This is a genomic window from Actinophytocola gossypii, from assembly GCF_025165815.1.
GTDB lineage: Bacteria > Actinomycetota > Actinomycetes > Mycobacteriales > Pseudonocardiaceae > Actinophytocola > Actinophytocola gossypii.
Window position 1 is genome coordinate 1 of the sequence record NZ_JAFFZE010000023.1, and the last position, 13,133, is coordinate 13,133.

Sequence of the window (13,133 nt, forward strand, 5' to 3'; positions counted from 1 at the left end):
CTGAGCCAGGATCAAACTCTCCAATAATGCTTTATCAGAGAAATCCCAGCAAAAACCTGTCCAAAAGGCCAGGCACAAGCTCACTAGCATTCATCGGCACACTGTTGAGTTCTCAAACAACACACGCGCACTCGTCACACACTCTATGAGTCTGCTTCAAGGGCTTGGGTCACCCACTCTATCACTCGCGTGAGAGCTTGGTTCGTGACCCCCTGCCAGGCTCCGTTCCCGGTGTTTCGGGCCCGTTCCGCGCTGGCAGAGATAAAGTTACACACCCCGGAAAACCCCCTTGCAGGCACCCCCCCTTAAGGGGTGTCCGCGCAGGTCAGGGGGCTACTTCGACGCCAGCGGTCGATCGCTTGCCCCGACGCAGGACGAGCCACCGGCCGTGCAGGAGGTCGCCGGTGGCCGGCCGCCAGTCCTCGTCGCCGATCTTGACGTTGTTGACGTACGCCCCGCCCTCGTTGACCGCGCGCCGCGCCGCTCCCCTGCTCGGGGTGAGGCCGGAGGACACCAGCAGGTCCACGATCGTGGGGGCGTCGGCCAGGCGCACCGAGCCGGTCGGCGCCTCGGCCATGGCGGCGGTCAGCGTCGGCTCGTCCAGGTCGCGCAGCTCGCCGCGCCCGAACAGGGCCTGGCTGGCGGCGATGACCTGCCTGGTCTCGTGTTCCCCGTGCACCAGCCGGGTGAACTCCTCGGCCAGCCTGCGCTGGGCGGCGCGCAGGTGCGGCCGCTCGGCGGTCTGCTCGGCGAGCGCGTCGATCTCCTCGCGGGGCAGGAACGTGAACAGCCTCAGGTACCGGACGACGTCGGCGTCGCCGACGTTCACGAAGTACTGGTACCAGGCGTACGGCGAGGTCAGCGCGGGGTCGAGCCAGATGTTCCCGCCGCCGGTGGACTTGCCGAACTTGCGGCCCTCCGCGTCGGTGACCAGCGGCGCGGTCAGCGCGTGCACGGCGTCGCCGTCGATCCGGCGCACCAGTTCGACGCCGCCGACGATGTTGCCCCACTGGTCGGACCCGCCGACCTGCAACGCGCAGTCGTACTTGCGGTGCAGCTGGAGGTAGTCGTGCGACTGGAGCAGCAGGTAGCTGAACTCGGTGTAGGACATGCCGTCGCCCTCGAGCCGGCGCTTGACCGTCTCCCGCGCGAGCATCACGTTGATCGAGAAGTGCTTGCCGACGTCGCGCAGGTACTCCAGCACGGACATGCCGCCGGTCCAGTCCAGGTTGTTCACCACGACCGCGCCGGTCGGTGAGCCGTCGAACTCGACGAAGCGCTCGAGCTGGCCGCGGATCCGCGCGGCCCACTCAGCCACCACGTCGAGCGAGTTCAGCGTGCGCTCTCCCTGGTCACGCGGGTCGCCGACCATCCCGGTGGCGCCGCCGGCGAGCACGATCGGCCGGTGCCCGGCGCGCTGGAACCTGGTCAGCATGAGCAGCGGTACGAGGTTCCCGGCGTGCAGGCTGGGTGCGGTCGGGTCGAACCCGGCGTAGAGGGTCAGCGGGCCGGCGTCGAGGTCGCGGCGCAGCGCGTCGAGGTCGGTGGACTGCGCGATGAGTCCGCGCCAGGTCAGCTCGTCGAGGATGTGCTCACTCACGCTCGCCATACTCTCGTATCGACGTGGACCGCGTCCCGCGAGTATCGTCGCCTACCGGGTGATGAACGCTGCGTACGCGGATCGACGTGCCTGACTTCCGGGGCATGCAGGCTCTCAACGCGTGGCTCCTCGGCCATGATCGCGGACTGTTGCTCCAGGGCCCCGACCCGGACGCGCCGCATCCGGTCATGCACGGCGTCGTGGTGCGCCAGTCCCCTCAGCCGCACACGCTTCTGGACCGGTGGGATCCGGTGACCGTGTGGGTCGAGATCCCCGAGGACGGCTCGGGCGTGCGTGAGCCGCGAACGCCGCCGCCGGACCTCCGCGTGCGCAGGGCGGCGCGGGACGAGCCCTAACGGGAGGTCGTCGAGCGCCGGGAGGCCTTGCCGCCCCGGCGGTAGGTCGACACGGACGGCGAGTCCACCCAGAACCGCCACGGCACGTCCATCGCCACGGCCACGCCGACGCGCGGACCCGTGCGGATCGCGGACTCCGGCACCGGGTCGCCGGCCAGCAAGCGCACGGGCGAGTCGGGGTCGGTCAGGTCGACGCCGTTGTGCCCGCGTTCCAGGCCCAGCACGCCGGTCAGCCTGGCGGGGCCTTTGGCGAGTTCGGCGTCGGAACGGGCGGCCGGGCGGCGGGAGCGGGCCAGCTCGACGCCGTCGACGACCTCGGCGCCGCGCAGCAGGACCGCGCCGGGCACGCCGTCGGTCAACGAGACCACGTTCGCGCAGAAGTGCATGCCGTACACGAAGTACACGTACAGGTGACCGGCCGGGCCGAACATGACCTCGTTGCGTGAGGTCTTGCCCCGGTAGCAGTGCGAGGCCGGGTCGTCCCCGCCTCGGTAGGCCTCCACCTCGACGAGGCGGATCCGCACGGTGCCGGCGTCGCTGGTCGACTCGAGGTGGCAGCCGAGCAGCAGCTTGGCCGCGTCGATCGGGTCGACGGCCAACTCGGCACGGCTGAGTTGCCGGAACAGGGACGGGTTACCGGCAACGGACACGTGCGGAGCCTATACGGCCGCGGGCCGGCGGCGTTCCGCCCTGGCCGCCGGCAGGTACAGCGGTGCGGCGAGCGCGAGCACGACGGCGCCGACGACGATGGCCGTGCTCACCGAGGTGCCTGTCGCCAGCGCGGTCAGCACGATCGCGCCGATCGACCCGGCCGGCTGGGCGACCATCGAGTTCATCGAGACCACCGTCGACCGGTGCGTGCTGGTGACCTCGCGGTGCAGGAGCGTCATGTGTGGTGGGTTCGCGGTGCCGTGCACCAGGTAGGTCGCGAGGTACCCGGTCAGTGCGCCGACCGGGCCGGCGAGCAGGCCCATGCCGACGACCGTGACGCCGTGCACGACGCGCAGCAGGGCGGCGCTGACCGCCACGCCGAGTCGGCTGGTGAGCAGTGGGACCAGCGCGGCACCGGCGGCGGAGGCGAGCCAGGCCGCCGCGCCGGCGGGGCCCATGATCGCGGCGGCGGCCTCCTCACCGCCGAGGAGTTCGGTCATCCGCACCGGCAGCAGGGCCTCGAAGGTGACCATGCCGAAGCCCCAGCTGAGCTCGACGAGCAGCAGGCAGACGAGGATCCGGGAGCCGCGGACGATGCGGACGCCGTCGGCCACGACGCGCGGAACGTCGCGCACGGACGCCAGGAACCGGCGTCGGCCCGCGGGGTGCGGTGGTTCGTGCACCAGCAGCGCGATCGCGGCGAGTCCGGCGAGTTGGACGATGAGCGCGAGGATCACGGGCAGTACCAGGGTCGGGATGCCCAGCATCTCGGCCCAGGCGACGATGGCGCCGGTGACCAGGGCGCCGGCGCCGACCGAGGCGCCGAGGACGGTGCCACCGGCGCTGAGTCCGCGTTCGAGTTTCGCGTTCGGGTCCTCGGCGAGGGCGGCGTCGACGTACCAGGCTTCGAGGGGGCCGGAGTCGAGTGCGCGGTAGACGCCCTGGAGCAGGTAGACGGCGGCGAACACGGCGAACGTGTCGGCGACGGTCATCAGCGCGACGGACACCGCGCCGACGGTGGCCGAGGCGAGCAGGACCGGGCGGCGGCCCCAGGAGTCGGAGAGGCCGCCGGTGGGCAGTTCGAGGGCCAGGACGACGAAGCCCTGGATGGAGGCGGCGAGGCCGGCTTCGGCGAGGGTGAGGCCGCGGTCGAGTGGGAGCAGGACGGTGATCGGTACCCAGAGGCCGACCGGGAACCAGCGGAGGGCGAGCAGGACGAGGTACCGGCGGCGGGTCTGGCGGGCGGTCACGGGGTCCGCCGGGGCGGGTCGACGGCGAAGCCTGTGGATGAACGTTCGGGAACTGTCGGGGGTGGGCGATAGGGTGAGAAGAGGGGTCCCCCAGGGCGGTGCGGGGAGGTCTGGCGAGCGGGGTTTGCTAACGCACCGGGTGCGGCGGGGGTACGGCCGGCGGGTTCGGGAGCTGCGTGATGGGGAGCCGTGTGACGGGGAGCCCTATGATGGGGAGCCCTGTGACGGGGAGCCCCGTGACGGGGAGCCCCGTGACGGGGAGCCCCGTGACGGGGAGCCCCGTGACGGGGAGCCCCGTGACGGGGAGCCCCGTGACGGGGAGCCCCGTGATGGGGAGCCGCGGAGCGGGCGGCCCTGGTCACGGGGCGTCCTCGGGGTCGGTGGGCAGCGCGTAGTACAGGAACGTGATCCGGCGGGCGGTCTCGTCTGGGTCGGCCAGGGCGGCGTTCTGGTGGCGGAGGACGACCTCGTTGATCTCGTCCGTCATCGCGCGTAGCTGGGGTACCGACAGTTCGAGCAGCATGTCGCTCATCCCCGCGGCGTCGCGCCACGCGACCGGCCAGCGGTCCCGGGCGTCCTCCCAGCGGGCGACCTTCTCGCTCATGTACGCCCAGTAGTGCGCGCGCAGCCAGCCCGCCGCGGCGAGCGCGTCCGGGTCGTTCTCGACGTCGGTGTCCTGCCAGCCGTGGGAGCGTTGCGCGGCGGCCCAGAAACGCTGCTTGCCGGTGCCCTCGCCGGTCTCCTCGACCATGTTGACCTCGGCGAGTTTGCGCAGGTGGTAGCTGGTCGCACCGGTGTTGGTGTCGAGCCGGGCGGCCAACGTGGTCGCGGTCGCCGCGCCGTTGACGCGTAGCTCGCTGAGCAGCCGCGCACGCAGCGGGTGCGCGAGCACCCGTACGGCGCGGCTGTCCAGCTGAAGATGATCCGCCATGCGTGCACAATAACTGTGCACATTAACTATGCACAACTACTGTGCAAGCCAGTTCCGCACGTCGGCCAGTACCTCACCGACCCTCGTCCGCTGCTCGGCGACGCGCGTCGGCGCCGTTCCGCCGAGTGCGTCCCGGGAGGCGATCGAGCCCTCGACCGTCAGCACGTCGCGTACCTCGGGCGACAGCGCGGGGTGCACCCCGGACAGCTCGGTGTCGGTCAGCGCCTCCAGGCCGACACCGCGGGACTCCGCGATGCGCACGCAGTCCCCCGCCGCCTCGTGCGCCACCCGGAACGGCACGCCCTGGCGCACCAGCCACTCGGCGATGTCGGTCGCCAGCGTGAACCCGGCCGGTGCCATCGACGCCATCCGGGACTCGTCGAAGCGGAGGGTGCCGACCATTCCCGCGATCGCCGGCAGCAGCAGTTCCAGCTGCTCCACCGAGTCGAACAGGGGCTCCTTGTCCTCCTGCAGGTCCCGGTTGTACGCCAGCGGCTGGGCTTTGAGCACGGCCAGCAACCCGGTCAGGTTGCCGATCAACCTGCCCGACTTTCCCCTGGTCAGCTCGGCCACGTCCGGGTTCTTCTTCTGCGGCATGATCGAGCTGCCGGTCGCCCAGGCGTCGTCGAGGACCGCGTAGCCGAACTCGGCCGTGGTCCAGATGATCACTTCCTCGGCGATCCTGGACAGGTTCACCCCGAGCATCGCCATGGCGAACGCCAGCTCGGCGGCGAAGTCACGGGCGGCGACGCCGTCGATGGAGTTCTCGGCCGCCGCCGGGAAGCCGAGCTGCTCGGCGACCGCCGCCGGGTCGAGGCCCAGGGACGAGCCGGCGAGCGCACCCGAGCCGTATGCGGACACCGCCGCTCTGCGGTCCCAGTCGCGCAGGCGGTCGACGTCGCGCAGGAGCGACTGGACGTGTGCCAGCAGGTGGTGCGCGAGCAGGACCGGCTGCGCGTGCTGGAGGTGCGTGCGGCCCGGCATCACCGCGTTCGGGTGCTGGTCGACCTGGTGCAGCAGCGCCTCGACCACGCCGACCGTGCCGCGGGCGACCCGGCCGGCGGCGTCCCGGAGCCACATCCGGAACAGGGTCACCACCTGGTCGTTGCGGGACCGGCCGGCGCGGAGCTTGCCGCCGAGTTCGGTGCCGGCGCGTTCCATCAGGCCGCGTTCCAGCGCGGTGTGCACGTCCTCGTCGGCGACGGTGGGGGTGAACGCGCCGGACTCGACGTCGGCGAGCAGCCGGTCCAGGGCGGCGAGCATGCCCGCCAGCTCGTCGTCGGTCAGGAGTTTGGCCTGGTGCAGCACCCTGGCGTGGGCCTTCGAACCGGCGATGTCGTAGGGCGCGAGCCGCCAGTCGAAGTGGGTCGACGCGGACAGCGCCGCCATCGCCTCGGCGGGACCCGTGGCGAAGCGGCCGCCCCACAGCTGCACCGGCTCAGCCATGATGGTGCTGGTCGCGCTTGGCGGCGATCTTCGACGGCAGGCCCCACAGCTGCACGAAGCCCTTGGCCAGCGACTGGTCGAACGTGTCGCCCTCGTCGTAGGTGGCCAGGTTGAAGTCGTACAGGGACTGCTCGCTGCGCCGGCCGGTCACCACCGCACGCCCGCCGTGCAGGGTCATCCGGATGTCGCCGGAGACGTGCTCCTGGGTCTTGGCGACGAACGTGTCCAGCGCGTCCTTGAGCGGGGAGAACCACAGGCCGTCGTAGACCAGCTCGGCCCAGCGCTGCTCGACCTGCCGCTTGAACCTCGCCAGGTCGCGCTCGACGGTGACGTTCTCCAGCTCCTGGTGCGCGGTGATCAGCGCGATCGCGCCGGGGGCCTCGTAGACCTCGCGGCTCTTGATGCCGACGAGCCGGTCCTCGACCATGTCCAGCCGGCCGATGCCCTGCGCGCCGGCGCGGCGGTTGAGCTGCTGGATCGCCTGCAACACGGTCACCGTCTCGCCGTCGATCGCGACCGGTACGCCCTTGTCGAAGGTGATCGTCACCTCGTCGGCGTCGCGCGGGTCGGCGGGGTTGTCGGTGTAGGAGTAGACGTCCTCGATCGGCGCGTTCCAGATGTCCTCGAGGAAGCCGGTCTCCACCGCGCGCCCCCACACGTTCTGGTCCACCGAGTACGGCGAGGACTTGGTCTGGTCGATCGGCAGGTTCCGGTCGTGCGCCCAGGCGATGGCCTTCTCGCGGGTCCAGGCGAAGTCACGCACCGGGGCGACGACCTTGAGGTCGGGCGCGAGCGCGCCGATGCCGACCTCGAACCGCACCTGGTCGTTGCCCTTGCCGGTGCAGCCGTGCGAGACGGTGGTGGCGCCGTGGTACTTGGCGGCGTCCACCAGGTGCTTGACGATCACCGGGCGGGACAGCGCGGACACCAGCGGGTAGCGCTCCATGTAGAGCGCGTTGGCCTGCAGCGCGGGCAGGCAGTACTGGTCGGCGAACTCGTCACGGGCGTCGGTGACCACGGCCTCCACGGCACCGCAGTCCAGAGCGCGCTTGCGGATGGTGTCGAGGTCCTCGCCGCCCTGGCCGACGTCGACCGCCACGGCGACGACCTCGGCGCCGGTCTCCTCGGCGATCCAACCGATCGCCACGGACGTGTCCAGACCGCCCGAGTAGGCGAGGACGATCCGTTCAGTCATGGTGCTTTCTCTCCTTCTTCAACGTCGGTTCGGGCGGCGAGCGCGGTGAAGCGCTCGGCCAAGTCCTTGCCGGACAACGGTTCCCTGGCGATGACCATCACGGTGTCGTCACCGGCGATGGTGCCGACGACCTCGTGCAGGGCTGCCCGGTCGATCGCGCTGGCCAGGAACTGCGCGGCACCGGGCGGGGTTCGCAGGACGGTCAGGTTGGCCGAGCAGTCCGCGGACACCAGCAGCTCGGCCAGCAGCCGGCCCAGGCGCTGGGTGCCGCCCTGGACGCCGCGGACCGGGCTGCCGTCCTCGGGGATGACGTAGACGGCGGCACCGCCGTCCACGCCGCGCAGCTTGACCGCGCCGAGCTCGTCGAGGTCCCTGGACAGGGTGGCCTGGGTGACCTCGATCCCCTCGGCGGCGAGCAGCTTCGCCAGTTCGGTCTGGCTGCGGATGCCCATCGAGGTGACCAGCTCGGTGATCCTGGCCTGCCTGGCGACCCGGGTGGGGTTCACGGTGGTCACGCCTGCTCCATCAGCCAGGCGAGCAGGGCCTTCTGCGCGTGCAGGCGGTTCTCGGCCTCGTCCCACACCGCGCTGGCCGGGCCGTCGAGGACCTCGTCGGTGATCTCGGCGCCGCGGTGCGCTGGCAGGCAGTGCAGCACGATCGCGCCGGGCGCGGCGCGGGCCAGCAGTTCGGCGTTGACCTGGAACGGGCGGAACGGGGACACCCGGTCCTTGCCGTCGTTCTCCTGGCCCATCGACGTCCAGGCGTCGGTGACCAGCACGTCGGCGCCATCGACGGCGGCGTGCGGGTCGCTCAGCAGGGTGACCGTGGCGCCGGTCTCCTGGGCGCGGTGCTTGGCGTCGAGCAGCACCTCGCCGTGTGGGTGGAAGCCCTGCGGGCCGGCGATCCGCACGTGCATGCCGGCGGTGGCGCCGCCGAGCAGCAGCGAGTGGGCCATGTTGTTCGCGCCGTCGCCGAGGTAGGTCAGCGTGACGCCGGCGAGCCTGCCGTGCCGCTCGCGGATCGTCTGCAGGTCGGCGAGCACCTGGCAGGGGTGGAACTCGTCGGTCAGCGCGTTGACCACCGGGATCCGCGACACCGAGGCCATCGCGGTCATCCTGGCCTGCGCGTAGGTGCGCCACACGACCGCGTCGACGTACCGGGACAGCACGCGGGAGGTGTCCTCGATGGTCTCCTCGCGGCCGAGCTGCATGGTGCGCCCGTCGACCACGATCGGCTGGCCGCCGAGCTGGGCGATGCCGACCTCGAACGACAGCCGGGTGCGGGTGGAGTTCTTCTCGAAGATCGCGGCGACGGACTTCCCGGCGAGCGCGCGGGAGGTGAGCCGGTCGGCCTTCATCACGGCGGCGAGGTCGAGGACCGCGGCCTGCTCGGCCGGGGTGAGGTCGTCGTCCCGCAGGAAGTGGCGGACCATCTAGGACTCCTCGCTTCCGGCGTCGAGCGCGGCCGGCAGGGCGGCGAGGAACCCGCGCACCTGCTCGGTGTCGACGATCAGCGGTGGGGCCAGGCGGATGGTGTCCGGCTGGACGGGGTTGACCAGGTAGCCGGCGTGTTCGGCGTGCTCGGCGACCGAGGCGGAGACCGGGCGGGTGAGCGCGATACCGAGCAGCAGGCCGGTGCCGCGGACCTCGGCGACCAGCGGGTGGTTCAGCGCTTCCACGCCGGCGGCGAGTTCCTTGCCGACGGTGGCCGCCTGCTCGCACAGGCCGTCGGCGGCGATCGTGCGCAGGGTCGCCAGGCCGGCGGCGCTGGTGACCGGGTTGCCGCCGAAGGTGGTGCCGTGCTGGCCCGGCCCGAGCAGGTCGCCGGCCGCGCCGACGCCGATGCACGCGCCGAGCGGGAGGCCGCCGCCGAGGCCCTTGGCCAGGGTGACCACGTCGGGGGTGATACCGGCCTGCTGGAAGGCGAACCAGCTGCCGAGCCGGCCGAGGCCGGTCTGCACCTCGTCGACCACGAGCAGCGCGCCGGCCCGCTGGGTGATCTCCCGGGCGGCCCGCAGGTAGTCCGCCGGCGCGGGCCGCACGCCGCCCTCGCCGAGCACGGGCTCGACGAAGACGGCCGCGGTGTCCTGGTCGACGGCGTCCCGCAGGGCGTCCACGTCGCCGAACGGGACGTGGGTGACGTCCGGCAGCAGCGGCTCGAACGGGGTGCGCTTGCCCGGCTGCCCGGTGACGGTGAGGGCGCCCATGGTGCGGCCGTGGAAGGCGCCCTCGCAGGCGACGATGCCGGAGCGGCCGGTCAGCCGGGTGAGCTTCACCGCGGCCTCGACGGCCTCCGCGCCGGAGTTGCAGAACAGCACCTTCGCCTGGCCGGTCAGCCCGGCGACGTCCAGCAACGCCTCGGCGAGCTCGACGGTGACCGGGTTGACGTACAGGTTCGAGGTGTGGCCGAGGGTGGCGACCTGCTCGGTGACCGCCGCGACGACCGCGGGGTGGGCGTGGCCGAGGGCGTTGACCGCGATGCCGCCGACGAGGTCGAGGTAGCGGTTGCCGTCGGCGTCCCACACGTACGCGCCGTCGCCGCGTACGAGGGTGAGCCGCGGGGTGCCGTAGTTGTCCATCATGGACGAACGCCAGCGTGCCCGGCCGTCCGCGTTGGAGCCGATCACTGAACCTCCTCCTCTGGCAGGACCTCTGGCAGGACCATCGTGCCGACACCCTTGCCGGTGAACACCTCGAGCAGCACCGAGTGGGCGAGCCGCCCGTCGATCACGTGCGCGCGCGGGACCCCGCCGCGCACGGCGGTCAGGCACGCCTCCATCTTGGGGATCATCCCGCTGGCGAGACCGGGCAGCATGCGCTCGAGCTCGTCGGCGTGCACGACGTCGACCAGCGAGTCCCGGTCGGGCCAGTTGGCGTAGAGGCCCTCGACGTCGGTGAGCATCACGAGCTTCTCGGCACGCAGGGCGACGGCGATCGCGGCGGCCGCGGTGTCGGCGTTCACGTTGTGCGCCAGGCCGTCCGCGTCGGGGGCCACTGTGGACACGACCGGGATCCGGCCGGCGGTGACGATGTCGAGCACCGCCTCCGGGTCGACCGCGACGACCTCGCCGACGAGCCCGAGGTCCACTTCCGCACCGTCCACCGTGGCCGTCCGGCGGCGGGCGGTGAGCAGGTTCGCGTCCTCGCCGGAGATCGCGACCGCGTACGGGCCGTGCGCGTTGATCAACGCCACCAGCTCGCGGCTGACCTGTCCGGTGAGCACCATCCGGACCACGTCCATGGTCTCCGGGGTGGTCACCCGCAGGCCGGCCCGGAACGCGCCGGGAATGCCGAGGCGGTCGAGCATCGCGGTGATCTGCGGGCCGCCGCCGTGCACCACGACCGGGTGGATGCCGGCGAGCTTGAGGAACACCATGTCCTGCGCGAACGCGGCCTTGAGCCGCTCGTCGACCATCGCGTTGCCGCCGTACTTCACCACGATCGTGGCGCCGTGGAACCGTTGCAGCCACGGCAGGGCCTCGATGAGGACGGCCGCCTTCTCCTGTGCCTCGGCGGAGGTCATGTCGAGTACGCGCTGTTCTCTTCGACGTAGCCGTGGGACAGGTCGGTGGTGAGCACCGTGCCCTCCCCCGGGCCGGCGTGCAGGTCGATCTCGACGAGGACGTCCCGGCCGGAAAGGTCGGCCTTGCTCCGGTCCTCGGCGGCGGCGCCCGCGCGGCACACCGGGACGCCGTTGAGCGTGATGTCCAGGTCGGCGGGGTCGAAGTCGACCGGCGCGTTGCCGACGGCCATGGCGATCCGGCCCCAGTTGGGGTCGGAGCCGAAGAACGCGGTCTTGCAGAGGTTGTCGCCGGCGACCTGGCGGGCGGCGGCCAGCGCCCCGGTGTCGGTGGCGGCGCCGCGCACGGTGACCGTGACGTGCTTGGTGGCGCCCTCGGCGTCGGCCTGCAGTTGGGCGGCGAGGTCGGCGCACAGCTCGCGCAGCGCCTCGGCGAACTCCTCGGGCGTGGGCGTCACGCCGGACGCGCCGGAGCACAGCAGCAGCACGGTGTCGTTGGTGGAGGTGCCGCCGTCGACGTCGAGCCGGTTGAACGTGGTCTCGACGGCCGCGCGCAGGGGCGTGTCGACGTCGTCGAGGACCGCGTCGGTGGTGAGGACGGCGAGCATGGTGGCCATGTTGGGCGCGCACATGCCGGCGCCCTTGGCGAACCCGGCGACGGTCCAGCCGTCGCGGGCCACGGCGGCCTGCTTGGGCACGGTGTCGGTGGTCATCACGGCGGTGGCGGCGTCCAGGCCGGCCTCCGGGGTGGTGGCCAGGGTCGCTGCGGCGGCGTCGATGCCCGCCCGGATCCGGTCCATGGGGAGCCGGGCGCCGATCAGGCCGGTGGAGCAGACGGCGACGTCGACCGCGCCGAGGCCGAGCGTGGCGGCGACGTGCTCGGCGGTGGCGTGGGTGTCCTGGAAGCCCTCCGGGCCGGTGCAGGCGTTGGCGCCACCGGAGTTGAGCACCACCGCCTTCGCGCGGCCGGTGGCGAGGACCTGCCGGGACCACAGCACGGGCGCGGCCTTGACGGTGTTGCGGGTGAACACCCCCGCTGCGAGGTCGAGGGGGCCGTCGTTGACCACGAGCGTGACGTCCTTGGCACCGCTGGGCTTGATCCCGGCGGCGACCCCGGCGGCCCGGAAGCCCTTGGGCTGGTTGATGGTCACGGCGCTACCCCCACTGTCGACAGGCCGGTGGTCTCCGGCATCCCGAGTGCGATGTTCATCGACTGGACGGCGGCGCCCGCGGTGCCCTTGGTCAGGTTGTCGAGCGCGGCCACGGCCACCAGCCGGCCGGCGTCGGCGTCCACGGTCGCCCGGAGGTGCACGGCGTTCGAGCCGAGCGTGGCGGCGGTGGCGGGCCAGCCGTTGCCGTCGAGCAGGTGCACGAACGGCTCGTCGTCGTAGGCCTTGCCGTACGCGGCCGCCACGGCCTCGGCGTCCGCGCCGGGCGTCAGGGGCGCGGAGGCGGTGGTGAGGATCCCGCGCGGCATCGGTGCGAGCACCGGTGTGAACGACACCCGCACCGGGCGGTCCGCGACGGCGGCGAGGTTCTGGGCGATCTCCGGGGTGTGCCGGTGGGTGCCGCCGACCCCGTAGGCGGTGGCCGAGCCCATGACCTCCGAGCCGAGCAGGTGCGGCTTGAGCGCCTTGCCCGCGCCCGAGGTGCCGGTGACCGACACGACGACGACGTCCGGCTCGACGAGCCCGGCGGCGAGCGCGGGCGCGATGGCCAGGGTGGCGCCGGTCGGGTAGCAGCCGGGGACGGCGACGCGGGTGGCGCCGGTGAGGGCGGCGCGGGCGCCGGGCAGCTCGGGGAGGCCGTAGGGCCAGTGGCCGGCGTGCTCGCCGCCGTACCAGCGCCGCCACGCCGCCGGGTCGGTCAGCCGGTGGTCGGCGCCGCAGTCGATCACGAGCGTGTCGGACGGGAGGCGCGCGGCGATGGCGGCGGAGTGCCCGTGCGGCAGGGCGAGGAAGACGACGTCGTGCCCGGCGAGGGTGTCCGCGGTGGTCTCGGCGAGCGTCCGGTTGGCCAGCGGCACCAGGTGCGGCTGGTGTTCACCGAGCCGGGTGCCGGCACTGCTCCCGGCCGTCAGCGCGCCGATCTCCACCTCGGGGTGCGCGAGCAGCAGCCGGAGGAGCTCTCCCCCGGCGTACCCGCTGGCACCGCCGACCGCGATTCGTACCGTCACGCGAATGAT

13 protein-coding genes are annotated in these 13,133 nt (G+C 72.4%); 1 reads left to right on the forward strand and 12 read right to left on the reverse strand.

What is annotated here, in order from left to right; translation table 11 throughout:
• Window positions 1–325: 325 nt before the first annotated feature.
• Entirely contained in the window at window positions 326–1,600 is a 1,275-nt protein-coding gene (tyrS, locus tag JT362_RS28175) for a tyrosine--tRNA ligase (protein ID WP_260194855.1), read from the reverse strand.
• A gap of 86 nt (window positions 1,601–1,686) precedes the next feature.
• Here tyrS and JT362_RS28180 point away from each other — a divergent pair, with 86 nt between their 5' ends.
• A complete protein-coding gene (locus tag JT362_RS28180; RefSeq protein ID WP_260194856.1) occupies window positions 1,687–1,956 on the forward strand; it encodes a PASTA domain-containing protein in 270 nt (89 codons plus the stop codon).
• Here the strand turns inward: JT362_RS28180 and JT362_RS28185 are convergent.
• The 11 genes from JT362_RS28185 to argC all read right to left on the reverse strand — a co-directional run bounded on the left by JT362_RS28185 (window position 1,953) and on the right by argC (window position 13,124).
• Window positions 1,953–2,606, reverse strand: a complete 654-nt coding sequence (locus JT362_RS28185; protein WP_260194857.1) for a DNA-3-methyladenine glycosylase — start codon at window positions 2,604–2,606, stop codon at window positions 1,953–1,955. The genes JT362_RS28180 and JT362_RS28185 overlap by 4 nt on opposite strands.
• Before the next feature lie 9 nt (window positions 2,607–2,615).
• Window positions 2,616–3,857, reverse strand: coding sequence for an MFS transporter (locus JT362_RS28190; protein WP_260194858.1), 1,242 nt, complete (start codon window positions 3,855–3,857; stop codon window positions 2,616–2,618).
• 358 nt (window positions 3,858–4,215) lie between these two features.
• Window positions 4,216–4,788, reverse strand: a complete 573-nt coding sequence (locus tag JT362_RS28195) for a winged helix-turn-helix domain-containing protein (RefSeq protein WP_260194859.1) — start codon at window positions 4,786–4,788, stop codon at window positions 4,216–4,218.
• Window positions 4,789–4,824: 36 nt separating this feature from the next.
• Window positions 4,825–6,234, reverse strand: coding sequence for an argininosuccinate lyase (gene argH, locus JT362_RS28200; RefSeq protein WP_260194860.1), 1,410 nt, complete (start codon window positions 6,232–6,234; stop codon window positions 4,825–4,827).
• Window positions 6,227–7,429, reverse strand: coding sequence for an argininosuccinate synthase (locus JT362_RS28205; RefSeq protein ID WP_260194861.1), 1,203 nt, complete (start codon window positions 7,427–7,429; stop codon window positions 6,227–6,229). The genes argH and JT362_RS28205 overlap by 8 nt, the downstream gene beginning before the upstream one ends.
• Entirely contained in the window at window positions 7,426–7,935 is a 510-nt protein-coding gene (locus JT362_RS28210) for an arginine repressor (RefSeq protein WP_260195089.1), read from the reverse strand. The genes JT362_RS28205 and JT362_RS28210 overlap by 4 nt, the downstream gene beginning before the upstream one ends.
• Before the next feature lie 5 nt (window positions 7,936–7,940).
• Entirely contained in the window at window positions 7,941–8,861 is a 921-nt protein-coding gene (gene argF, locus JT362_RS28215; protein WP_260194862.1) for an ornithine carbamoyltransferase, read from the reverse strand.
• Window positions 8,862–10,055, reverse strand: coding sequence for an acetylornithine transaminase (locus tag JT362_RS28220; RefSeq protein ID WP_260194864.1), 1,194 nt, complete (start codon window positions 10,053–10,055; stop codon window positions 8,862–8,864).
• Window positions 10,052–10,951 (reverse strand): acetylglutamate kinase, encoded by a 900-nt coding sequence (gene argB / locus JT362_RS28225; protein WP_260194866.1) that lies wholly within the window; start codon window positions 10,949–10,951, stop codon window positions 10,052–10,054. Before argB ends, JT362_RS28220 begins: the two co-directional genes overlap by 4 nt.
• Window positions 10,948–12,099: a bifunctional glutamate N-acetyltransferase/amino-acid acetyltransferase ArgJ gene (argJ, locus tag JT362_RS28230; RefSeq protein ID WP_260194868.1), complete on the reverse strand. Its 1,152-nt coding sequence runs from the start codon at window positions 12,097–12,099 to the stop codon at window positions 10,948–10,950. The genes argB and argJ overlap by 4 nt, the downstream gene beginning before the upstream one ends.
• Complete coding sequence (gene argC / locus JT362_RS28235) at window positions 12,096–13,124, reverse strand: N-acetyl-gamma-glutamyl-phosphate reductase (RefSeq protein ID WP_260194870.1); 1,029 nt, start codon at window positions 13,122–13,124, stop codon at window positions 12,096–12,098. Before argC ends, argJ begins: the two co-directional genes overlap by 4 nt.
• Between the last annotated feature and the right edge of the window lie 9 nt (window positions 13,125–13,133).